Here is a 23,408-nt window from a genome sequence, read left to right as displayed (position 1 = left end):
CACACGTCCTTGACCGCCGGATGTAGCAGACTGCGCACAGAGCCGAGACCAGGGCGCCGACCCGGCATCCGCCGCGTGAGAGGTGTCTAGTGCTGGATTCCGCTTTCGGTGGGTATAGCTGCTGGTAGCGGGGTGGTTGCGGGTGCTCGGGGGCGGGTGCTGGGTCATGGTGTTGAGGGCACGGCCGGGCCGTGACGAGGGCGAGCAAGCGGTGGTCTATCGCCTGGCGGCTGCCAGGAAGGCGCCGAAGGTTCTGGTAGAGCGCTGTCGAATGGTGGAGCTGAGCTGGGACGGCTGGCTGGTCCCGCAGATCGCCGAAGAGCTGAGGTGCAGTCAAAAGACCGTACGCCGCTTGCTGCACCGCTACAACCGCTGGGGGCTTGAGGGCCTGGAGGATCTGGGCGGACAGGGCCGCAAGCGAAGGGTTACCGAGACCGAACGCTCCCGGATCATTGCGATGGTCAAGCAGACCCCGCCCGGCCGGCTTGAGGTGCAGCCGTCGAACGAGATGTGGGCAGCGGACGAGTTGGGGCCTTCGGAGTGGACCTTGGACACACTGGCTGCCGCGGCCCGGGACCGGGGCATCGAGGTCGCCTCTGAGGTCGATCCTGGCCCGGTAGGAACCCGGCAAGGAGGAGAGTCACTCGCTGAGCCCTCCTTCCTCCACAGGTGACTCGACGCCTTCTCGCCGTCCCGATGGTGCTTCTGCAGCGGAGCCGGCCAGCCGCAGAGTCCTGCGCACTGGCGTCCTCGGCGGCGTGATCAACGAGTACAGATATGCCCCTTGACCAGAAGCGACGACTATTCGAGCCCCACAGGACCCGTGGCTGAATGCTCAACTGTGAACTCACGGTCTCTCAGATGCGGGCTTGTATCAGGGGGAGGATCTCGGCGGTGGCTCGTTCGACGGAGGCGGCGAGCACTTCGGCGTTGAGCTTGCGGTGCGGTAGGTGAGCGGGTTTGTCGCGCAGTGCGATGGGGCCGCTGTATGCCTGTGTGACAAGGCCGTGAGATGCCTGTTTCAGCAATCGCCGAAGGTGAGCATGCAATAGGCCAGGGCGAGGAGGCCTTGGTCGCCTGGTTTCGGTGTTCCGTTGCGGATGATTGAGCGAGCCTGGTCGAGCGCTGCCATTGCGTCGGTCAGGCGAAGCAGTTCCTGGCGCTCCCGGTCGGTGCGTGTGGTCACGCTGCCCCGCGCAGATCGTTCAGAGGTTCGGTTTCGTCGATGTCCACGCCGGGGCCTCGGGGGACGACCTCCACGAGGGCGTCGAGGATGGTGGACAGATCTGTTTCGAAGCTGGTGATGTCGAAATAAGAGCGGTCGGCGTCCAGCGTTGCCACGAGTTCCCCGGGTTCGGTGCTGAGCGCGAAGGAGTGCAAGCCGTGCTGACGCCCGAGCTGGTGGATGGTCGCGGCATTGGCGCGGAGCTTCGCGGCGGTGGCTGGCCTCATGGCTCATCCTCCTTCGTGATCTCGGGTACCAGGGTCGGCAGTGGCCAGAATATAGGAGTGTGCTGACGGTATGGGCGTTCTCTGGGGTGGTGACTGACCACGTCGCGCTCCTGCCTGGTATGGCCGTTTACGGCCCCCGGCGGACTGCTACAGAGCGGTACGGATCGTCGTGGAGAGTTGCCGCGCCTGGGGGTCAAGGGGTCGCAGGTTCAAATCCTGTCGTCCCGACCAGCGTTTTCGCAGGTCGGAGGCCGTTTTTCCAGAGATGGAGGGGCGGCCTTCTTCGTGTTGTGCGGCGTGGTGGTCGCATGGTGGTCGCATGCACGCCTTGAGGCGTGGAAGCACCGGGCGAACTGACTGTCGGGGCGGCGAAGTAGGGCAACGTGAGGCGTATCCGGCGTCCGTTCGGGTGGTCGCGGCGTGGTCGCAGCCAGGCGGGCCAGTGCGGATGGCAATCGGCGGTGGGGTCGGCTTGGTTCAGTGCGGTGTCGATGGCGTCTACGGCGTCGTGGGCGGCTTGCTGGGTGAGGTGGCTGTAGAGGTTCGCGGTGGTGGAGAGCGTGGAGTGCCGCAGGGTTTTTGAGACCACAGTGAGTGGGGTGCCTGCGGTGATGGAGAGGGTGGCGGCGAGGTGCCGCAGGTCGTGCAGGGTGATGCGGGGGACGCCGGCTTCTTTGGCGCGTCGGCGGAAGCGGTCCAGGACGGTCTGAGGCCGTAGCGGTCGGCCGTCGGGTCGGCAGAAGACCAGTCCGGTGAACGGATCGTCGGAGCGGCCGGCCAATGCTGACTGCGGCGCGTCGGCTGCGCGGCGTGTGAGAGCGGCTGCCACGCGCGGGGAGATGGCGACCCAGCTCTTGCTGCTGCGGGTCTTGGGCGAGGTGATGACCAGGCGGGCGTTGTTGATGGCCGAGAGGGTGTAACGGACGTAGAGCACCCCTTCGTTGAGGTGTACATCGTGCCAATGGAGGGCGAGTGCTTCCCCTTTGCGCATGTCAGTGCCGATCAGGAGTTCGCACAGGTCGGCGATGAGTGGGTCGGTGTGGTGGCAGTAGCGCAGGAAGCGGGTTGCTTCCTCGGCCGTCCAGATCCGTCGCTCGGCCGCCGCCGGGCGGGGCAGGACGGCGGGGCGTGCGGGGTTGTGGGTGAGGCGGTGCTGGCGGACGGCGTCGCCCAGGGCGCTGGAGAGGGTGGCCAGACACCGGTAGACGGTCACTTGGCCACGGCCTGCGGCGAGCTGGGTGTGAACGAATCCGGCGATGTGGCGGTGGCCGAGCTCGTCCAGCTTGAGCGCGCCCAGGGCGGGGATCAGGTCTCCGGTGACGTAGTCGCGATAGCGGGCCAGCGTGGTCGGCTTGAGTACGTACGCCTTCGTCTCCAGCCAAGTCGTGAGGTAGTCGGCGACGGTCTGGTTGGGGTCGCCGTTGAACCCGCCGGCCTCGCCCTCGAGGATCCGTTGCAGCGCGGCCTGGGCGGCGTCCTGGGTAGAGAATCCGCCGCGGCGGATGGTGGTACGGCGGTGGTCGGGGGAGGGCAGGTCGACGACGAAGGTCCAGCTTCCGTGGTCACAATCGGTTGCCAGTCGCGGGCAGCGGGTTCCGAGCTGGTGGCGGTGTGCGTAGCGGCATCCACAGCGCCGGTAGACCCGGCCACGGTCAGTGATGGAGCGCATGATGATCGCCTCCTGGGAGTGGCGCGATGTGCCGACGATCCCAGTCTCCGCCGACGGGCACACCACGCGACCACCTCAGACTCGATAGGGCTCTGAACTGGGTGTTCCCCTTGTCGTGGCCAGGGGCGGTGGCAGTCGGTGTTTCGATGATCGATGTTGCTGCTCACAAATAGTGTGCCAAGCAGTGCATGTCGAGGAGTATATTGTCAATGTGACAGTAATCCGATACGGTCGGCGCCATGCGTGATGATTCCTGGGCGCCGCCGTCCGTTCTGCTCACAGTTGACCTTGTCATCCTGACGTTGCGTGAGGGGCGGCTGTGTGTCCTGCTCGTGGAGCGGGGCAAGGAACCCTTCGCTGGCATGCAGGCGCTGCCCGGCGGTTTCCTCAACCACGCCGGTGAGGCGATCCCGGAGGCCGCTCGCCGCGAGCTGGGCGAGGAGACCGCTGTTGATGCCCGGCAGTTTCATCTGGAGCAGTTGGCCACCTATGGGGATCCAGGGCGTGATCCCCGTGGGCGGGTCGTCTCGGTTGCGCATCTGGCGATCGCACCACGCCTTCCTGAGCCGGTCGCGGGAACGGATGCCGCGAATGCCTCATGGATTCCGACGGACACAGTCCTTTCCGGGCAGGTGAAGCTTGCTTTCGATCACGATCGGATAGTGACGGACGGAATTGAACGTGCCCGCACGAAGCTCGAGTTCTCCGCATTGGCCACGGCGTTCTGTGGAGACCCATTCACCATCGCCGAGTTGCGGCAGGTGTACGAGGCGGTGTGGGGCGTCACGCTCGACACCCGGAATTTCTACCGGAAGGTCCAGGCCGTGGACGGGTTCATCGTTCCGGCCGGGACGGGACGCAGGACCACGGTGGGGCGCCCCGCACGCCTGTTCCGCGCGGGACCGACCACGGTGCTCTCGCCTCCGCTGGTCCGGCCCGCGCCAGCACCGGCGGGACAGCAGGTGGATGAACAAACAGAGGAACACGCAAAGGAATGAGAATACATGTCAAATGACCTGGTGGTGATTCTCGCTGCCCTCAATCTCGAATACGAGGCCGTGCACAGGAAACTGGCCGATCCACAGGTGACCGTACACAAGAGCGGCACGCGGTTCGAGGTCGGTACCGTGCCGGGCACCTCGTGCCGTGTGGCACTCGGCCTGACGAGCAAGGGGAACCATTCGGCCGCAGTGCTGGCGGAGCGCGCGATCGAGCACTTCTCTCCGGCAGCCGTACTGTTCGTCGGTGTCGCCGGGGGCATGCGGAGCTCGATCGCGCTGGGCGACGTGGTGATGGCCACCCATGTGTACGCCTACCACGGCGCGACCAGCGAGGACGACGGACTCAAGGCGCGGCCCCGGGTGTGGGAGGCGCCGCACGGCACCATCCAGCTCGGCCAGCATCTGGCCCGGATGACGGACCGGGTCGGCCACGCATCGGAGAACGGGGAAGTGCCGCGGGTGCACTTCGGCCCGATAGCCGCCGGTGAGGTCCTGCAGAACTCGCGGAACTCCGCCGAGGCCGCATGGCTCCGGCAGCACTACAACGACGCGTTCGCGATCGACATGGAAGCCGCCGGCGTGGCACAGGCCGGCCATCTCAGCAGTCTGCCGGTCGGCATCGTCCGCGGCATCAGTGACCGGGCGGACGGCACGAAGAACGGTGCGGAGGACCGCGAGCGGCAGCCACGCGCCGCGGCGAACGCGGCGGCTTTCGCGGTACGGCTGGCTTCAGAACTGATCAAGGAAGCGGAACTGGCAGAGAAAGCGGAAGAAGAGGAGCGGACCGTCATGGCCCAGAAAGACAGAACTGGCAGGGGCAGCGGAAGCGTCGTCAACACGGCCTTTTCCAGCACGGTGGGATTCATGGCCGGAGAGGTCACCGGCAGCACCATCCACGTCGGCGGGGCAACTCCGAAGGCGTCCACCCCGACGGAACTGGTCGCGGAGCTGGACCACTTCCGTGACCACCTGACACGACACCACGCCAACGGGACCCTCGACGCGGACACTCTCCACGAGGCACAGGGCGAACTGAGCATCGCGAGGCGCGCAGCGGAGAAGTGCACCGCGAACGCCCCGGCGCATCCGAAGAAGGCAGCTATGGCGCTCAGGAAGTTGCGCGGCCTGCTCGCCGACCACCCGGAACTGGCCGCCGGTCTCGCGTCCCTGATCGCGGCGGCGGGTGACCCGGTATGACCGAGGGCTTTCCCTCCACGCACAACGAGGCGCACGATTCCTTCGTCGGCTTCCAGGCCTCGGACGTACACGACTCCACCATCAACATCGTCCCGCCGGACGCTTCGCCCCAGAAGAAGTACGAGGTCGGGGTCCGCTGTCTGGAAGAAGGCTTGCCCGGCCGGGCGCGGGAACTGATCTGGGACGCGATCACCCACAACCACGACGGCCCGCAGATCCGCTTCCACTGGACGCTCGCCATGCTCAGCAAACGCGCCCACCACGACCTCAGTGCCGAGGAGCGCCGTCAGCTGGACCGGACGCGGGACGTCATGCAGGGCTACGCCGAGGACAAGGACTGGAAACCCGGTCTGCAGGTCGTCTTCGATCTGCTGGCACTGCCCGGCAAAGCTGACAGTGAGACCGCCGCCGTGCTGAAGCGGCTGGGGGATCTGGCACCGCCCCAACGTGACCTGATCGTCCACCACCTCGACCTCGTGCTCACCAGTCGGACAAAAGCCACCCTGTGGGCCGAAATCTGCGAGCTCGCCAAGGCCGGGCAGTTCCGTGGTGACCGTTCCCTGCGGGTCCGGTACTACTTCGAGCCCGATCCCATCGGGGCACGGACCCAGCCTCCCGCGGAGAGCACCGCCTTCCGTTACCGTCCTCGTCTGGCGGCCTGGACAGGTCTGTTCGTCGTCGCCGCGGGATTCCTCGGGATCTCGGCAGTGATCGCGGAGCCGCTGACCGCGATCGTCGAGCTGCTGATCGCGCTCGGCACCGGATTCCTCGCCGCCCGGTTCGGCCAGCGATGGTGGCACAACAAGCACCGGCTGCAGGCCAAGGAGCAGGAGCTGGACCAAGCGTCGAACCAGGAGCCGGTACCGGATCCGGCCGCCCCCTCCCCCGCACCCGCGGGCGGCGGAGCCCCCGCCGCGGACGGGTTCACCAGCCGCGTCCGCAAGTCCTTCGAGCACTACTTCGGCAAGTACGTGCCGCACGGGTTCGACCATCCCGAGTGGCTCGCCCACTCCGCTGGCATCCGCGCCGTTCTGGCCGCCGAGGTCGCGTTCCTCTACCGGGAAAGCAGAATCAGCGTCGACCGGGTCAACTGGCTCATCCGCTACCTGGCCCGGGACGCCAAGGACCGCCATCACAACGGCGCGCTGTTCGCCCACCGGCAGCGGTACCGGACTCCGGTGACGACGAAACTCGCCTGCGGGCTCGCCCTGGCCGTGCTGGGCGTCACGTCCCTGGCCATCACTGTCACCGCCGCGACAGGTTCGGCGGGTGCGTTCCACGGCCTCCTCACCTTCGCCGTGTTCTTCGGCGCCATCGGGAGCGGGCGCCGGGCAGCTTCGGTGTGGCTGGACATACGCAGCGAGGAACAGCGGCTCGTCGAGGAGACGCAGGAGTACCACCGGCGGATGTACGCCCGTGAGGAGGAGTTCCAGCGCTGGAAGGAGCGACTGGAAGCCATCCGGCCCTCCGACGCCGAGATGGAGGCGTGGCTCAGCCACGACAAGGTCCTTTTCACCGCCGATGTGCTCCGTCACCACCAGCTCACCTGGTACGACATCATCGCCCACACGATCCTGACGACACCGGCACGCCCCTACAGACGAGCACGGCGCCGAGGCGGCCCCTGGCGCTACTCCCGATACACCCTCCGGCTGTTCCTGGCCACACGGAACGGTATCCGTGAGATCAGCACCGAAGTCGACTTCGCCCGCGCTACTCGCCCGGGCGAACAACGCACCAACTACCGCTTCAACGCCTTCTCCTCCGTACAGGTCACTGAGGACGACCGCATCGGCTACGAGATGGCGCTGCTCCTCTCCAACGGCCCCGCCAGAACCATCCGGATTAAGGACGCCGACAGCCACCAACTCGAACCGTACGAGAACGCCCGGGACCTCTCGCAGAACAACCTCGACGCGGCCGGCTTCGCCCATACGTTCCGCCTCCTGGAGGGCATCGCCGCCGACGGGAAGGCATGGATCGAGCGGAACAACGCCGACAGTCCACCGCCCGCGGACAGCACCGACTGAGTCCTCCCGGACCGGATCCGGAGGCCGACCGTCCAGGGAACTGTCGAGAGCACGGCAGCTCCCTGAAGGTCCAGGCACCACGGGCCGAGTACGGGTACCACCGAGCCACCCCTGCCAAGGTGTTGGGATACGAGGGTGACAGCCAGTCATGACCGCCAGTAACAGGAAACGGAGCACCAGCGCCGTACTCCTTGCCGAGTACGCACAGATCAAGGAAGAGCAGCGTGCACGTATCGGCTTCAGGGACAACCTGCTGTACGTGACTCTTGCGGCCGTGACCGCCGTCGCGGCCGTCGCCGCGCAGACGGACTACCCACAGCTGATCCTGGCCCTTCCGGTGGTGTGTCTTGTGCTCGGATGGACGCACCTGGTCAACGACGAGAAAATCTCAGCCATCGGGCGCTACGTCCGCACCGAGCTCGCGTCCCGACTCGCAGAGGCCACAAACGTGGAGGAACCGCTGTTCGGCTGGGAGACCTACCATCGCAGCGATGCCAGACGGGTCTCGCGCAAGACCACACAGACAGTCGTCGATCTGGTGGCCTTCCTCGTCACTCCCTTTGCCGCACTCATCACCTTCTGGTGCCACAACACGGATAGCGCCCCTCTGGTCGCGGTCTCCATCCTGGAAGCCGCCGGACTCGTCGTCCTGGGTGTGCGGTTCCTGCAATACGCCGAGAGGTGAGATGCTGCCCGACGCCACGGACTGAAAACTCTTTCTGAGGCGTTCCGGGGTTGATTGAGGCTCGGCACTCGTCTTGATCACTGATATGCGTCTGCTGGCTCGATTGTGCGGTTCTACAAGTCGATCTTCATTCTTTCGGGCGGAGAGTCCAGTATCTCTGCGCAGGGGAAGGGCCGTCGGGGCACGCCGATGGTGAGCAGCAATGAGCCCGGAGCAGGTTCGCCGGCGAAGACGGCGTCGAACGCGGCGGTGAACTTGCTGTCCCGGTCCCGGATGAGGAACCGGAAGCATCCAGCCCTGTCTCCGAGGTGCATGAGCAGGTTGCGGGCGAGCTGAGTGACCCATGCGCCGCTCGGGTGAGCGGTGACACCCAGGACGTGGACGCGCCGGGTGGCAATCTCCATGACGAAGAAGACATAGAGATGTCTGAGGAAAACGGCCTCCACGTGCATCAAGTCACAGGCGAGCAGCGTGTGGGCCTGGGAGTGCAGGAAGGAGCGCCAGGTCTGCTGGGAGGCGCGTCGCGGTGCGGGCGGCAGGCCGAAGCGGCGCAGGACGCGGCGGATCGTGGCGGCGGCAACCCGATGACCGAGCCGCCGCAGCTCGCCTTGGATCCTGACATATCCCCAGGTGGGGTTCTCTCGCGCTAGGCGCTGGATGAGCGCGACTGTCTCTTCCGGTAACGGTGGCCGACCGGGCCTGGCTGGTGCCTGTCGCCATTTCCAGCGCACCAGACGGCGGCGCCAGGTCAGCAGGGTGCCCGGGGTGACCAACCGATGGCGGCGCAAGGCGGATGGCAGGTGCCGGGCGAGAGCGGAGAGCACGGCACGGTCAGCCCATGAAAGCCGCGGCCGCTCGATCTGTCGGCGCAGCACGAGGAGGCAGCCCAGCAGGGGCAGAAGATCAGGTAACGCAGTCGCAGACCCACGATCACTGATCATGCCCATACGTGGGCGATCACAAAGCTTCAGGTCAACCACCGTGCGTCAATAAAGACACCCTTCAACCCGCAAGGGTGGCTTACCAGCCGACTCGAAGACAACGTCACCTGGATGAACAGAGCCACGCCAGGCCGCGGCCCCGGCAAACGCCCGCAACTTCTACACCCTCACGGCCGAGGGCTACCGCGCCGCTCGGTACGAAACACAACACCGCACCAGGGCCTGAAGAATCCGACAGATCATCCGAACAAACCCCAACAAGACGCCTGGACAACACCGAATAGAGATGTCGTTGCCCAAATGCCTTGTAATCAACTTGTCGTTCGGACCAACCGCTAATGAGCGGCGAGGATCTCCTCAAGAACGACCGACGCATCCGCCGGGAGGCCGTCGCCATCGCGAACCGCTCCGGCGCAGACGACCAGGGCCTTCCAGAGTGCCCAGCCTTGTCCACGCTCCCAGGTCGCCTTGTCTACCCCTAGCCGATCGCGAAACGCGGCCCGGCTCGTGCCGGTCAACATCGTCCACGCGATCGACAGATCGCAGGTCGGGTCTCCGACTCCGCAGGTGCCGAAGTCGATGACAGCCGCGAGCGCACCGTCCTTCACCAGAAGGTTCCCCGAGGCCATGTCACCGTGGAACCAGGCTGGCTTACCATCCCATGAGGCTCGCAACGCCCGTTCCCAGATCTCCTCGGCGGCCTCGATCCGGATCAGGCCGCCCAACGTCTCCAGGGCTGCCCGGGCCCACCCGTCGTAGGTCGTCAGTGGTCCGCCTCGGAACCAATTGTGCAGTCCCGGGCCCGGTCCACCTGTCGGGTCGATCCGCTGCAGAGACACGAGGAACTCCGCAAGGTGGAGGGCGAACGCCGTCTTGTCCCCGACGGCGGCACGGGCCGCAGGCTCGCCACCGATCCACCGATAAACCGACCAGCTGTGCGGAAAGCTCTCATCGGGCACGCCTCTGGCCAGCGGAACCGGGACCTCCAACGGCAACGCGGGTGCGAGCACCGGCAGCCACCGGTGCTCCTTCTCCACCGCCAGCGCGTACTCCTCGGCAGTCGGTAGCCGCACCAGCATCTCGTCACCGAGGCGAAAGGTGCAGTTGTCCCAACCCTGCGCATCGACCGGCCGAACCTCAAGGTCGGACCACTGCGGGAACTGCGCGGCGATCAACCTGCCCGCCACCGCGGCGCCAACTGGTTTCCGGTCCGGCAACGGTAAAACCTCGGGCGTCTCGTTCATCGAAGGCGACCGTACGACGCCCCATCGGATCACCACAAGCGATTTCCGATCGTCCCGAACTCAGTCCGGGATGTCCGTCCCCCGGCCCCAGCGGCTCGAAGCAATGCACCCCAGCCGCTGCCCCGCCAAACGCCGCACCTACTACACCTTCACAGCCGAGGGCCACCGAGCCGCCCGGCGCGAAACCCAACACCGCACCACCGCCTGAGAAGTCCGACAGATTTATCGGACGAATCCTCGACAAGATGCCTGGACAGCACCCCAAAAACGCCAGGTCACGTTCCCACCGACCGACAAGTCAAATCGAAACCTACACTCGGCCCGGACACTGAACGAGCGGGCGGCCCCGGCTCACACCCGGCCTGGCGCTCACCGAGCTTCCCCACTCAGTTGGTGACTTGATCAAGTGGGCGACGAGTAGACCTGGTCGTTTTCCGGAATCCCCATTGACTCGAGCGACGGAGCCGACGACTGCCAGTCCGGGTGCATGCCTCCTACCAGGGCGGATGACATTCTCGGCAGACGCAGCGTCGAGACCGCGCTCGACATGACCGACCACAAAGCGGCGCTCGCTCGGCCGTGCCCGGAGTGCTCCGGCGAGCTGGTCATCGAGCGCGGGGCGGGAAACGGCCGACGGTGTGGTGCTCGGACTGCGGGCGTACCTGGCACGAGCCAGAGCCCGCCGCGGCCTGACGGCGGCCGGGCTCGACGCGTGAGGCGCGCTGCCCTGGCCTACCGCCTAGGTGGCACGGACAGAGGAACCGCTTTCGGTTGCCCGTCCCATTGGGCCAACAGCTTTACCGGAATGGGCTTCCCACTCGCTCCTGGCATGCGCAATCCGTGGCTGTCATCGGGCGGGATAGTCACGCCCGATGACAGCCAAGTGAAGGCATACGGCAGGTCCCGCCCCAAGAAGCGGACGTTTTGAGCGACGGCGTCACCGGCGTTGCGGACCCGATATCGATCGCCTTTCACGTGTTCCACCACCAGCCTGACCTTAGGCGCGGCAGCCCGCCGCCGCTCCTCCGCCTCCTCGCGCTGAAGCGCGAGCGAGTCTTCCGCAGCGACGGCTGAGCGCTCCGCCGCATCCGACGAGCGCTGAGCCTCTCTGGCCGAATCCTTCGCGGCGTCAGCGGACCGCTTGCCCAACACGTAGCTGACCGCCACCCCGACCACCGAAAAGAACAGTGCTACCCACGCGGGCACATCCCCCATGTCCATGGGCGGACGATAAGGGATCCCCCCCCAAGCACAGGGGTCACCACCAGGTCCGGTCCGCCGCTACGCCACTCGATTAGCTCCGGATCGTCGAGCCGGGCGTCCTCCGGGGCGCCGGCGCGTCGCAGGAACTCCAGCAGATCAGTTGGCCCGTGCGCGAGGCCGACGATCTCGCCCCGGATCGTGACCCGCCGACCACCGCTGGGCGACGGCGGGTGCACGATGACGGGCGGGCGCTCGGTCATGTGTCCAGCGTGCGCCGGTGACCAGGCCGGCGCATCCCAGAGTCTCAGCGTCAGGCGGAGCGGACTGGGCCGAAGTACGCAGGCGACAGGAACAGAGCCTCGAACGCCTTTGAGCCGCGCCGCTGGCGTAACCACTCGCACAGGGGCGTCAACAGCCCTGTGATCATGGCCGTGAGTACGGTGGCGTGCAGGTCCTCCGCCTCGTCGCGGCCGACCTCGGCGAGGAACCTCTCGTACTTCGCATCAATGACCCGCTCGAAGCCGCCCAGGGACTTCAGGAATGTCTCCGCGGCCGCGCTCAGCGCCGCCGCGGCGCACACATCGGTACGGGCCAGGTCGTCGGTGTCCGCCACGGTCAGGCGTCCGGTGATGTCCCGGAACGCGTACCGGTGGATGGCGTCGACCGGCTCGGTGACGCCGTACTGCCGGGCCGCGGCCCGTGCGATGGTCCGGGCCGCGCGGTCGCACGCGCCCTCCATCCTGCGAGACGGACGTCGGAGGCTGACAGCGATCCCGGCCCACCGGTCGCGGTGACTCGGGCCGTGACGAGCCTGCTAACTCGTTCCGGTTCGCTGCCCTGTTCGGGCTGATACGTCGACGCTACGGGCGTGCGGCCTTGCGTTGTCCGGCAACCGCGCGGTCGCGCACCTTCGTGGCTGCCGCGGTATGCGGGTGGGTGCCGCCGAAGGTACTCTCGCAGGCTCGTACGGCGTCATCGCCGAGGTGCCGCACGTCGTCCCATGTGAGCTTCTCCGGTCGAGCGGTGGTGACCGTTCGCCCCAGCCACTTCACCACGATCGCTGGGAACATCCCGACGCCTCGCATCTGCGGTGTATCCCCCCGTTGGAGAGAGGTGACGATGTCCGCCGTCACTTCGGCATGCGCCAGGCGTATGAGCGCGTCGTCCTCAGGGCTGTCTCGGTCGAGTCGTAGCTGGGCGAGGTGGGGGAGGACATCGTGAACCAGTCCGAGCGCCTCTTCCCACCGACGTTGGCGCACTACAGCCTTCGCGCGGTGCATCTGAGCGACCATACGGCCCGGATGGTGCGCGCCCTGTGTTCTCCACAGAAGCCCTACGGCAGCGTGCAGTAGCCGCTCGCTTTGCTCGTAACGCCGCATGTCGTAGAGGGTGTTGCCCATCGCGTGCTGTACTTCGGCCATGAAGCCCAGCACGTCGCACTGCACCGGGGAGAGTTCTCTGGTGAACGGACCGCTCGCGTTCTCCCTGAGGATGTCCCTCGTACTGGGGCCGGTTCGCCCGGCCAGCGACAGCCCGTGTGCGTGGGCATCCTTCTCCGCCCGAGCCAGGACCTGTCGGAGCACTGCCTCAGCTTCGGGGAAGTCGCCGCAGCCCCTGCGTAGTTGGCCGAGCGCCAGGTCGTCCTTCAGATCGCCTCGCCCGGTCTTGACGATCTGGACCGCGAGCGGCAACCCCTCCTCGTACGCGCCCAGAGCCAAATAAGCGTCCCGCACCCGGCGCGCGGCCGCGACGGCTCGTGTCGGATTGTGGCTGTCGCGCCACAGCAGTGCCATCGCGTGCGGCGTGAGCAGGCGTAAGGTGGAGCCATCCGGAACCACCGTCACCGCGTGATCCAGAAGAGCGGCGGCATACGCGCACACCTGGGCGTGTTCATGGGACATCTCGCGTGCGGTCTCCGCCTGCGTGGCTGCGTCTCTGCTGACGCAGGGCACGGCGGGTGCGCCGGGTTGTCCGGACGCCGTGACGGAACGGACGGTGAAGTGGCTGAGATCAGCTGATACGCGATCCGCGGAGAGGTCCGGTATGCCGACCGAGGCGATGGCTGCGGGGGACAGCACGTACAGAGGCAGCGGCGCGTCCGCGAGGCAGGACAACAGGTGCCGTACCGATAGGGGCGAGCCCTTCCGCGGGGTGCTAAGGGCGCCCTCTCGCTGTGACGGAGGTACTCCATCCGATGAGGTGAGGGAGGCGGTAGCCGTCGTTGGAGACGCCGGTAGCTGACGGATGACGGCGACGGCGGCCGCCGCGGCGTGGGCAGCCGCCCGTGGCTGGTGTTCGGCATCGGCGTCCGGATACTTGTTGCCGTCGGCCTTGTCGCTGATGCCGCGTATGGTCAGCGCGTCGATGTGACCGATCTGGGCGGCGTGCGCCATTCCCGCGCTTTCCATCTCGATTGCCGCGACGTCGTTGTAGTGCGTATGCACTTGTCGACGCAGTGCGGAGGCAGAGGAGTTGAGCACTACGTCCCCGGCTGCGATGGGCTTGAAGTACACCTGTGGTCCCCGCTGCCCTTCGGCGTTCCCCGAGGCCGGCTCCGGCCGCCACGACGCCGAACGCAGGGCGAGACGAGCGGTCTGCAGCAGCGCGTGGGAGCCGGCCCAGCCCTCCGGGCGAGCCATGAACCCTTCGGGGGTGTCCTTGCCTCCGTGGATGGCGTGGACCCGGGTGGCGATCACGACATCGCCGAGCTCCACGTCGTCTTTGAGCGCGCCGGCGACACCGACGAACAGCAGCGCGCCGGGGGAGAAGAGCTGGCGGGCCTGCTCGGTGACGACGGCAGCCGGACGATTGCCTTCCCCGAGCTCCGCCAGCGCCACCTGCCAGGGTGTCCCGTCCAAATCGCCCACTTCGAAGACCGTTCCGGTCTGATGGCGAACCACGTCACAGCCGGTCAGGTACTGGCGCACCGACTGGTATTCCAGACCCAGTGCCGTAAGGATCACCACTGTGCTGCGCAATCGCGTCGCCCCGGTCATCCAGGTATCTACGCCCATCAGTACTGTATAGCCCTCTCCCGGCGGGGGCGTTCGGGCGGGGCTCGCGCGACCACCGGAGCGATGGCGCCTCTTCCCGGCGATGAGCTGCCTGCCTCGACCGGGGCACCGGCTGCCGGATCCACGCGCCCGTCCGTGCCGACGGACGGTCTCGCACCCTCCTGGCCACCGGGAACCCTGTACGTGCCAAAAGCCTCATCCGTGCTGCGCGCACCCTGTGGGTGCCGAATATTACATCCGCCCTGGTCAGGTGCCGGGTGTTCTTGAGGGGCTGGTAGCGGTCTCATAGGTTTCGAAACCTGCATAGTTGCGTTGTTCGGTGGCTCGCGATGCACCGCGTCGAAGTTGCTCCATGTGCCACTTGACCGCTTCCGCCTACGGCGTCGTACAGACCTTGACGGCGCGGCAGATCCGCGAGAGTCTTAAAGTAGAGCATAGAGGGAGAATTGCCGCGCGACTGGGGGTCAAGGGGTCGCAGGTTCAAATCCTGTCGTCCCGACGGTGTTTACGCAGGTCAGGGTCGGTTTCCGCGGAAGCGGAGACCGGCCCTGATTGTGTTTGTGGGGCTCTTTCTGGTCCCCAGTGTGGCGTCGATCATGCCGCTCTCTCTTCAATCCTGTGGACATGGCGGCAATACTCCATGCTTTCGAAGGTATTTCCCCGCTTGTTCGGCGGAATCTATGACTGAATGGTGCTGGCCCCATCGGTGAACGGTCAAGTGCGTTTGGGGCCGGTCAAGTGGGTTACGGCAGGCGATCCAGGGGGTTCTCGGTGCGGAGTTGTGTGCTTTCTCGGCGGTGTTTCGTTGTGGAGGTTGCACAGTAGGGAGGGCGGTCGGGAGCGTGGTGATTTGTGGTCAGGTGGTGGGTGAGTGTGGTGCTGGCGCGGGTGAGGTGGCGGATGTCGGGGTGGAGGTAGCGCTGGGTGGTGGTGATCTGGCGGTGTCCGGCGATGTGTTGGAGGACGTGGAGGGGGATTCCGGCGTCGGCCATCCAGGTCAGTCCGGTGTGGCGGAGGTCGTGGCGGCGTAGGTGTTCGTAGCCGAGCTGGGCGACGACGTCGTTCCAGTGGGTGGCGTCGCGCAGGACGGCGGTGGTAATGCGGCCGCCGCGTGGTCCGGTGAAGAGCCGGGCGTGTGGATCGCCTCGGGCTGCTCGGAGGTGCCTGGTAACCAGGGGGCGTAGTGGGGGAATGATGGGGACCTGGCGAGCGCGCCTGCCTTTGGTGTGTTTGGCGGTGAGTCCGCCGGGGGCGGGGGTGGTCTGGCGGCGGATGGTCCAGATCCACTGGTGGGTGTCGATGTCGCTGGTGCGGGTGGCGGAGACTTCGCCGATGCGGGCTGCGGTGCAGGCGTTGTAGATCACGACATCGCCCCAGCCGGGGTAGTGGTCGTGGGAGGCGTCGACGAGGGGGGCGGAGAGCTCGGTCAGGGTGGCCCAGTCGGGCAGGGCGAGGGCGCGGGGGTCGTCGAGTTCGTCCTCGGTGGTCTGGTATTCGCGTTGCCAGTTGGTGATGTGGGCGGGGTTGTGGTCGAGGATGGCGTCCCGGACGGCTTGAGCAAGGGTGCGGGTGAGCATGGCGAGGGTGTTCTTGACGGTGGATCGGCTGCAGCCGTCGGCGATCCAGCTGTGGACGGTCCGGTCAATGGCGCCGGTGGTGATCATGTTGAGGGGGATGTGGCCGAGGTCGGGTGCGATGCGCAGTCGCCAGCCGGCGAGGTAGGGGGCGTGGGTGGTGGTCTCCAGGCCACGCAGGATGACAGCCATGTTGTGATTGCCATAATCGACCAGGCGAGTGGAGGCGAGGGCTGGGCGCAGGGTGGTGCCGGTGGCGTCGGCGAGTAGGGCCAGCCAGTGGGTGACCAGAGCGGGATCGACGCCGTTGCGGGTCGCGTCCACCAGCAGAGAGGTCCACCTTTGCGCCTGCTCCGCCGTCGCAGGGGCAGGGGAGCGGCCTGGGTCGGGAGGGGGTTCGGCGTCGCGCGTTGTGCGGAGTGCGTCGTGAGGAGAAGTCGTCGGCAGGAGGACTCTATAGTCGTCGGGAAAGAGCGGATAAGTATCTATTGCGTCATTCATGCTCCTGATCTTCTCGCTCGGTGGAGCGACGTTCGATGGACCCGTTGCTTGGCCCGCGATAGGTCGGCATGGCGGCCTCTGGGGGCCAGCGCAGCACCGTGCCGGGGCGTACGAGCAGCCGTACGCATGGAGATCGCTTCCAGCGATTGCACATTGAACTACTACCTCGATAGTCGGTCTCCGCTCGTAGATCACGCGACCACCTTGCGGCCGTATTCCCCCGAGGGTCCTCCTGGCTTGCGGGGATCCCTTGCCGTGGTCCCGTCGTCTGGCAGATCCGAACCAGCAGGTCAGCCCGGGTGACATGCCTCCCGGCACCTACAGGGGTAGGCACGAACTTGGCGCCTGCGAATTAGCGCCCGGCGGGGCTTGCCCTCGGCAGACGGCAAATCCGACCGCCGCACCGGCTCCGCACCTACACAAACCCCAAGACGAGGTGCCGCTTGCGGTCGGTGGGCGTCAGGCATGGTCAATCGTTGTGGCGATGCCGGACGCCCTGAGAAGTTCAGCAAGCAGGGAAACTTCCACAAGAGTTCCCCGATACCCTTCTTCCTCGGCAAACTCCATGGCCGATTGCTTCGCCTCGCCGATGGATACCCCGAAGGTATTCCGGAACGCTCTGAGGACCTTTCCTCCAGAGGTAATCGGTCCCTCGACTCGGAGGCGTCGATACCCGTGCTCGGCCAGGATGAGCCGCCGTACTTCGTCCGGAGCGGCGCCCCAATCACCGTCGTGTGAAACGCCACAGTCATCGCAGGCCCACTCAAGTTCCCAGCGGAGCCTGCCCTCCTTCACCAGTTGCACCGCCCACCCTTCGCAGGACCGACCGCAATCGCCGCACGGCTCAATGAGCCTGGCTGCCTGCTCAATCATCACCAGCCTGCGTTTTCATGCATCTGTCCGCCGTTTTGTAGAATTGCACGGACATGCCGGAGCCGTCGCGACGGTGGTGTGTGCCACCGCGTCCGGTGATAGGCAGGTCTGGCGGGCTGCCTCGACCAGCCGGAGCATTATGTGTGAAGTTCTGGGTGTGTGTTTTATTCGCTTCCGTCAGTGCCATCCACCAATGCTCTCCGGGCTTCCTCCAGAGACTCCGCCATCTCTTCTTCGTCCGTATACGGGAGCCCTTCCCCTGGGCGGTACAGGGAGACGGGTTCGCTGAGGATCTCATAGACGTCCGAGTCAAGGAAGTAGTCGATGATGACCGCTTCGATCTGACTCACGATCTGCATCGATCTGTCCTGGCCGGATAGAAACTCGTCGATCAGCTTGAGTAGAGATTCCCGTGGGTTCACGGCAAAGTTACCTGCTTTGGGATCATCACTGTGACGACATATTGAGGGTTGCTCGCGCTGACGGCTACGAATGGCTTTCCTGGGAGCGAGGGGGCTCTCACCTGAATGGTATCCCTGTACGGATCGAACTTGATCTTTGTCCCCTTGTTCAGAATGTGGTCCACCACGTCCAGTGTCGTAGGTGGACGGCCAGGCCCGCTTCCGGCGACGCGCTCGGCAGCGTGTGCTGAGAGTGTTCGGCCACCAGGAGTGATCAGCCTTGGGACGTGGAGGTTGATTTCCTGCCGGTGGGAGAAGACGCGGTCATAGCGAACCAACTCGCCCCGAGGAGCCGAAGGCAAGGGCTCCGGAACCATGTAGGAAGGCTTTTTGGGCGCGAGGCCGTCTGGATCTGCCCAGATGTGGGGGTTGTGGACGTAGGTGGTGGGGTTGGGCGAGGGTGCCAAGCCGAGGGGGTCGGGGGTGAGGTAGCGGGCGGTTTCGGGGTCGTAGTGGCGGTGGAGGTTGTAGTGGTGCCCGGTTTCCAGGTCGTGGTACTGGCCGGGGAAGCGGAGCGGGATGTAGGCGGTGGCGTCGGTGTTCCAGGTGGTGGTGCCCCAGAGGGTGGTGCGGGACTGCCAGGCGGTGTGGCCGGTGTCGTCGACGAGGTGGGTGGGGGTGCCGACCAGGTCGGTGATGATCGCGTAGAAGCGGGCGTCGATCTCGTCCTGGGGCGTGTCGACGGTCGGGGCGTAGCGAGTGGTCTGGGCGAGGGGGATCAGCCCGGTCTCGTCGTGGTCCCACGTGAGGTTCTGCCGACCGGTCCAGTCGGTCGAGGTCGTGCTCTGTTCGATGAGGGTGGCGCCGTGCCAGGTGAAGTGGGTTTCCTCGGCGACGGTGCCGTCGGAGGCCAGCCGTTGTTTGGCGGTGCGCCGGCCGAGGGGGTCGTAACCGTAGCGCCAGGTGGTGCCGTCGGGGGTGACCACCTGGGTGAGGCGGTCCTCGGCGTCCCAGGTGTAGCGCCAGGTGTCGGGTTTCCTCGACAGGCGGGTCTTCTGGCGCAGCGTGGTGTGGCCTGCGGCGTCGTATTCGTAGCGGGTGGTGCCCGCGGTCCGTATTCGAGTTCCGGTGTAGGCGCGTTCGCCCGTCGCGTCCGCGCCGGGGTGTTGCTGGGGCCAGGTGGCGTGGGTCTGGTTGCCCGCCGAGTCGTAGGCGTAGGACTCCTGCCAGGTGGCGGCCTGTACCTGGGTGACGCGACCGGCCGGGTCCAGGGTGAAGCGCCTGTGCCCGGTCGTGGTGTCCTCGAGACCGGTGAGGTAGCTGTCGTGGCGCCAGGTGTAGGTGTGTCGCAGCAGGCTCTGCGGGCCTGCGGTGCAGGACTGGCCGATGAGGCGGCCCGACGGGTCCCATGCTTGAGTCAGGGACAGTCCCCCGGCCCAACTCCGTTGGGTTTCACGGCCTGACGCGTCATGGGTGACGGCCAGCTCCCTGCCTCCGGTGGCCAGCGTCGTGCGGTTGCCCCCAGCGTCATAGGCGTAGGTGGTCTCCGCCCCCGCTGGGGTACGGCGGGAGGCGAGCTGCCCTGCCGCGTCGTAGGCCAAGTGCAGGGTGCGGCCGTCCACGGTCTCGGACAGCATGCGGCCGAGGGGGTCGTAGGCCCGGTTCAGCTCGGTGTCCGGGCCGACGGCTTCGAGCAATTCTCCGGCCGGGGCCCAGCGGAAGGTCGAGACCTGCCCGGCGGCATCCTGGGCCACCAGGCGGCCCAGCGCGTCGTAGGTGTAGTCGGTGCGTCGGCCCATCGCGTCGGTGCGCGAGATGAGTTGGCCGACCGCGTCGTGCTCGTAGGACACCCTACGGTCGTCGAAGTCCGTCTCGGCTATCAGATGGCCTGAACCATCGTAGGTGTAATTCCACGTCAGGCCCTGCGGGTTGGTGACCTTGGTCAGCCGCAGGGCCGCGTCGTGCTCGAACTCGTGGCGGACGCCGTCCGGGCCGGTGCGGGCGGCCAGGAGGTCGAAGTGGGTGTACTCGTACGCGGTCGTGCCGCCGACGGGGTCGGTGTGGGTGAGGCAGTTGCCCTCGCCGTCGTACGTCCAGGACTCCGCCGCCCCGTCCGGGCCGGTGCGGCGCAGGAGTCTGCCTTCGGGGCTCCACTCGTAGCGGGTGATCGCGCCCAGTGGGTCGGTCTCGGCCACGGTGCGGCCGAGCGTGTCCCGCTGGTAGCGGGTGGTGGCCCCCAGGGGGTCGGTGATCTCGACCGGGAGTCCGGCCCCGTCGCAGCGCAGCCGGGTCGTCGCGCCCAGCGGGTCGGTGACGGCGAGCAGGCCGCCGCGCGCGTCGTAGAGGTAGTGGGTGGTGGCGTCCAGTGGGTCGGTGAGCGAGGTGCGGTTGCCTGCCGCGTCGAAGGTCTGGCGCCACACCGCGCCGCCCGGGTCGGTGATCTGCACCGGGTTGCCTTGGGTGTCGAGTACCGCGCTGATCTCGCTGCCGTCCGGCCGGATCACGGCGGTCAGGTGCCCGTGTTCGTCGTAGCGGAAGCCCGTGGTGCGGCCCAGCGGGTCGGTCTCGGCGACTGTACGGCCGACCTGGTCATACGCGGTGCGGCTGATCGCGCCTGCCGCGTCGATCTCACCGACGACCTGGTGTGCCTCGTCGACCAGATAGCGGGTGACCGCACCGTCCGGGGAGGTCAGGGTGGTGATCTTCAGGCCGGGGAAGTCCGGGTCGGTCTCGTCGTAGTCGATGCGGAGGGTGAAGTGGCCGCCTTCGCCGCGCTGGGCGGTGACCCGGTCGCGCTCGTCGTAGGCGTAGGAGTACCAGCGGTTGTTCGTGTCGGTCCAGGAGGTGATCCGCCCGGCCCGGTCGTAGACGAAACGCAGCGGCAGCCCCGAAGAGCCCGTGGTCTCGGTGAGGTGGCCGTCGGTGTAGCCGTAGCCCATCACCCGCACGTCCCCGGCGTACAGGCCAGTGATCCGCCCGTTCTCCGACGTCAGCCGCAGACGGTAACCTCCGCTGTGCAGGATCTCGACCGGCGCCCCGGAAGCGCCGTCGTAGGCGAAGGTGATGCGGTTGCCGTTGCGGTCGGCGATCTCCCGCAGGAGTGCCGCCGCGCCGTCGTGGTACGGGGTGAAGGTGCGGATGAGCCCGGCCTCGGGGTCGGTGACGGTATACGTGCCGCCGTCCGTCGTCCGTGCCAGCGGCCACCGCGGCCCCTCCGCGGGCAGAACCGCGGTGCCGCCCGGCACCGGATGCGGGTAGGCCAGCAGCAGACCGTCCTCGGTGAAGAAGACCACGCCCTGCTCGTCGGCCTCCAGCCGCTGGTCGGCGGTCGAGGCCCAGGTCGGGCCGAACCACCGCCCGGCGCGGTATCCGGAGTCCACCCGGCGGGAGAACACCAGCGGCAGCACCCCCGCCAGCTCCACATCCGTCTGGGGCAGGAACATCCGCCCGGTCGCTAGGTCCACCGGGTCCGTACGGCCGTGCCGGATCCGGTCCCATGCACGGGAGAACACGCCCCGGCCACCGCCCCGGAGGGCGCCGCGCGCCCACTGCATCGTCTCGCGCGCCGCCAGTCTGGCCCCGACGCGGGAGGCGATCGGGGCCAGGGCGCGCGGGGCAAGGCCCATCAGCAGTGTCTCTGCCAGCCCTCCGCCCATGGCGAGTTCGAGCGGCAGCGCGTACGGCATGGCGAACATGGCGAGGGTGAGGAGGAGGGGAAGGCCGACCTCGAGGAGCTTTTCCAGGAAAAAGTGGTCGGTGCCGAGGATGCGGTAGCCGGAGAGGGGCGCATCGCCGTCGGCGATCGCCGACCAGCGGGACAGCAGCAGGGCGCCGACGACGAGGCTGCCCGCGCAGACCGCGATGCGGAACTGGACCAGGGCGATCGTCTCACCCAGGGGAGACGCGTTCGCCGTCCGGTAGCCGTGTACGGCGGAGATCAGGCGCCACAGCGTCAGGGCCAGCCCGGCCAGACCCACGCCGACCAGGACGTGCAGCCCGGTGCCCTCGGCGAAGTACTCCTGCAGATCCTTCGTGGACGGGAAGGAGCCCACCGCCAGATACACCAGGGAGGGGATGGCCAACAGCAGGCTGAGTACCAGGAGCACCTTCTCGTGCCCCGGAAGGCGGGGACGCTGCTCCCGAGCCCGGCGCCACAGCTGCCGGAAGGTCACACCACGCCATACCTCCTGGCTATGGGTCGCATCCATTTGTCGGGTCTGCCGGGCGACCGACTCGCGCAGCGGCTCCAGCTTCTCCGCACGGGCCCGGGGGTGGGCTGCGGCGTACAGCAGCGCTCTGCGCTGCCGGGCGTAGCCCAGGGCGATGATCCAGGTGACTGGAAGACGCAGCAGGGCGTACCTGAAGAGGGCTTCCGGGGCGGTCCGGCCCTGGAGTTCGGCAGCTAGCGCGACATCAGGCTCGCGCCGTCGGCCTAGGCGGGACCGGCGCATATCCCAAATCCACGCAGCGGCAAGGCAACCCAGGATGATCCATAGGCCCCAGTCCCCGGCCAGCTTCTCCCGCCACTCCATCACGGTGTGGTCGCCCGGGAAGGCCGCGGCGTAATTGGTCACCCAGTGGATCGCCACTGCCCCGGCCATCGGCACCAGCGCCGCGAACCGGGTCAGCGCGCGGGAACCACACCACAGCAGGCCCACCGCCAGCCCGCCGAGCGCGCTGGCGAAGATGTGCACCTCATAGGGGAGTACCGGCCCCCCGACTTCGACGGCGCCGGTCGGTGAGGGAAACCAACTGCCGACGATCTGTCCGGGGCCGGGAACGTACGGAGGGTCGACCAGTCCCTCTGCGATCTGCCAGCCCCCCTCAGTGAAGGGAACGGCCTTACTCCCGGACTCGGCATACATCAGAAGCTTTTCCAGCAGACCGAAGCCCGCCCCGGCAGCGCCGCCCAGCACCACGAAGTCCGCCAGACCCCACTGCATCCGCCCGCGCAGCGCCCACCCGGCGACCAGGAGCGGTGTGACCTTGATCAGCTCCTCCACCACCGGAGCCGTCGTCCACGACACCACATCCATGACGGCCGCCAGTGACTTCTCCCTCGCGGTCGCCAACTGACGGGCCACCAGAAGTTCAAGCAGCATCGAGAGCACACCGCAGCCGTACGCGCCCACCCCGAAGGCGAGGAACACCGTCGGCCACCGCACCGTCCGCACCGGCCAGGACAGCAACAACAGCTGCAGCACAGCCCATACCGACGCAGCAGCCATCCAGAACGCCACGCCCTGCAACCCCCTCCAACAGTGCCATTGATCCGTCACGCTAAGTCGAGCGGTTGTTACGCACAAGGGGCCGCATTGGGCACGCAGCACATGGTGCCTCGATCTTCGCACTCGGCAGGGTCAGAGAGATGACCTTGGAGGAGACTTGGCTGGCGGTCCGCGCGCACGCGGAGGCCGAGGACGGCGAGGTACTCTTCGCCGACCAGGTGGGTACCCGCTGACCAGGTCACCGACCGCGCCTGGGGCGCCAGGGGGTGTACTCCGGCCGTCCGCCACACAGACAAGCGCTTCTCCGTCAGCGCGATGTCCGAGAGCAGCGCGAAGAGCCGGATGCACTTCATGGTCTTCACCGAGACCTTCGAGGGTGACGTCATGTGCCGCTT

The 23,408-nt window shown here is 67.0% G+C and carries 18 protein-coding genes; 5 read left to right on the top strand and 13 right to left on the bottom strand.

The window, feature by feature from the left end; all coding sequences use genetic code 11:
• Positions 1 to 166 precede the first annotated feature (166 nt).
• Positions 167 to 673, top strand: coding sequence for a transposase (locus tag ACH4TL_RS41355; protein WP_398329055.1), 507 nt, complete (start codon positions 167 to 169; stop codon positions 671 to 673).
• 348 nt (positions 674 to 1,021) lie between these two features.
• On the opposite strand, the gene ACH4TL_RS41350 is transcribed toward ACH4TL_RS41355, so the two are convergent.
• The 3 genes from ACH4TL_RS41350 to xerC form a co-directional block, all read right to left on the bottom strand.
• Complete coding sequence (locus ACH4TL_RS41350; RefSeq protein ID WP_398329052.1) at positions 1,022 to 1,186, bottom strand: hypothetical protein; 165 nt, start codon at positions 1,184 to 1,186, stop codon at positions 1,022 to 1,024.
• Positions 1,183 to 1,452 carry a hypothetical protein gene (locus tag ACH4TL_RS41345; RefSeq protein WP_398329049.1) on the bottom strand — a complete coding sequence of 90 codons (270 nt, stop codon included), beginning with the start codon at positions 1,450 to 1,452 and terminating at the stop codon, positions 1,183 to 1,185. The genes ACH4TL_RS41350 and ACH4TL_RS41345 overlap by 4 nt, the downstream gene beginning before the upstream one ends.
• A 193-nt stretch (positions 1,453 to 1,645) precedes the next feature.
• A complete protein-coding gene (xerC, locus tag ACH4TL_RS41340; RefSeq protein ID WP_398329046.1) occupies positions 1,646 to 3,187 on the bottom strand; it encodes a tyrosine recombinase XerC in 1,542 nt (513 codons plus the stop codon).
• Positions 3,188 to 3,360: 173 nt separating this feature from the next.
• On the opposite strand from xerC, the gene ACH4TL_RS41335 reads away from it, so the two are divergent.
• The 4 genes from ACH4TL_RS41335 to ACH4TL_RS41320 all read left to right on the top strand — a co-directional run bounded on the left by ACH4TL_RS41335 (position 3,361) and on the right by ACH4TL_RS41320 (position 8,034).
• The gene (locus tag ACH4TL_RS41335; RefSeq protein WP_123107487.1) at positions 3,361 to 4,119 is read left to right on the top strand and encodes an NUDIX domain-containing protein; all 759 of its coding nucleotides are present in this window, start codon (positions 3,361 to 3,363) and stop codon (positions 4,117 to 4,119) included.
• A gap of 6 nt (positions 4,120 to 4,125) precedes the next feature.
• Positions 4,126 to 5,319 (top strand): 5'-methylthioadenosine/S-adenosylhomocysteine nucleosidase, encoded by a 1,194-nt coding sequence (locus ACH4TL_RS41330; RefSeq protein WP_123107488.1) that lies wholly within the window; start codon positions 4,126 to 4,128, stop codon positions 5,317 to 5,319.
• Positions 5,316 to 7,349 (top strand): hypothetical protein, encoded by a 2,034-nt coding sequence (locus tag ACH4TL_RS41325; protein WP_184503533.1) that lies wholly within the window; start codon positions 5,316 to 5,318, stop codon positions 7,347 to 7,349. The genes ACH4TL_RS41330 and ACH4TL_RS41325 overlap by 4 nt, the downstream gene beginning before the upstream one ends.
• A gap of 148 nt (positions 7,350 to 7,497) precedes the next feature.
• Positions 7,498 to 8,034 (top strand): hypothetical protein, encoded by a 537-nt coding sequence (locus tag ACH4TL_RS41320; protein ID WP_123107489.1) that lies wholly within the window; start codon positions 7,498 to 7,500, stop codon positions 8,032 to 8,034.
• Between the two features lie 113 nt (positions 8,035 to 8,147).
• On the opposite strand, the gene ACH4TL_RS41315 is transcribed toward ACH4TL_RS41320, so the two are convergent.
• The 10 genes from ACH4TL_RS41315 to ACH4TL_RS41270 form a co-directional block, all read right to left on the bottom strand.
• The gene (locus ACH4TL_RS41315) at positions 8,148 to 9,014 is read right to left on the bottom strand and encodes an IS3 family transposase (protein ID WP_257231755.1); all 867 of its coding nucleotides are present in this window, start codon (positions 9,012 to 9,014) and stop codon (positions 8,148 to 8,150) included.
• A 296-nt stretch (positions 9,015 to 9,310) separates the two neighbouring features.
• Complete coding sequence (locus ACH4TL_RS41310; RefSeq protein ID WP_398329039.1) at positions 9,311 to 10,219, bottom strand: aminoglycoside phosphotransferase family protein; 909 nt, start codon at positions 10,217 to 10,219, stop codon at positions 9,311 to 9,313.
• A gap of 732 nt (positions 10,220 to 10,951) precedes the next feature.
• Complete coding sequence (locus tag ACH4TL_RS41305) at positions 10,952 to 11,440, bottom strand: hypothetical protein (protein ID WP_398329036.1); 489 nt, start codon at positions 11,438 to 11,440, stop codon at positions 10,952 to 10,954.
• Positions 11,410 to 11,682, bottom strand: a complete 273-nt coding sequence (locus ACH4TL_RS41300; RefSeq protein ID WP_398329033.1) for a hypothetical protein — start codon at positions 11,680 to 11,682, stop codon at positions 11,410 to 11,412. The genes ACH4TL_RS41305 and ACH4TL_RS41300 overlap by 31 nt, the downstream gene beginning before the upstream one ends.
• 50 nt (positions 11,683 to 11,732) lie before the next feature.
• The gene (locus tag ACH4TL_RS41295; protein WP_398329031.1) at positions 11,733 to 12,161 is read right to left on the bottom strand and encodes a hypothetical protein; all 429 of its coding nucleotides are present in this window, start codon (positions 12,159 to 12,161) and stop codon (positions 11,733 to 11,735) included.
• 121 nt (positions 12,162 to 12,282) lie between these two features.
• On the bottom strand, positions 12,283 to 14,436 hold the full coding sequence (locus ACH4TL_RS41290; protein ID WP_179933327.1) for a hypothetical protein: 2,154 nt from the start codon (positions 14,434 to 14,436) through the stop codon (positions 12,283 to 12,285).
• Positions 14,437 to 15,179: 743 nt separating this feature from the next.
• Positions 15,180 to 16,334, bottom strand: a complete 1,155-nt coding sequence (locus ACH4TL_RS41285) for a tyrosine-type recombinase/integrase (RefSeq protein WP_398329027.1) — start codon at positions 16,332 to 16,334, stop codon at positions 15,180 to 15,182.
• A 636-nt stretch (positions 16,335 to 16,970) separates the two neighbouring features.
• Complete coding sequence (locus ACH4TL_RS41280) at positions 16,971 to 17,315, bottom strand: hypothetical protein (RefSeq protein ID WP_398329025.1); 345 nt, start codon at positions 17,313 to 17,315, stop codon at positions 16,971 to 16,973.
• Positions 17,316 to 17,548: 233 nt separating this feature from the next.
• Positions 17,549 to 17,806: a hypothetical protein gene (locus ACH4TL_RS41275; protein ID WP_398329022.1), complete on the bottom strand. Its 258-nt coding sequence runs from the start codon at positions 17,804 to 17,806 to the stop codon at positions 17,549 to 17,551.
• Positions 17,803 to 23,013 (bottom strand): DUF6531 domain-containing protein, encoded by a 5,211-nt coding sequence (locus ACH4TL_RS41270; protein WP_398329019.1) that lies wholly within the window; start codon positions 23,011 to 23,013, stop codon positions 17,803 to 17,805. The genes ACH4TL_RS41275 and ACH4TL_RS41270 overlap by 4 nt, the downstream gene beginning before the upstream one ends.
• Between the last annotated feature and the right edge of the window lie 395 nt (positions 23,014 to 23,408).

Origin of the sequence: Streptomyces sp. NPDC021115, assembly GCF_044333065.1 — a bacterium.
Lineage (GTDB): Bacteria > Actinomycetota > Actinomycetes > Streptomycetales > Streptomycetaceae > Streptomyces.
Note: the sequence above shows the minus strand (reverse complement) of the source record. Positions and strands in the feature narration are given on the sequence as shown.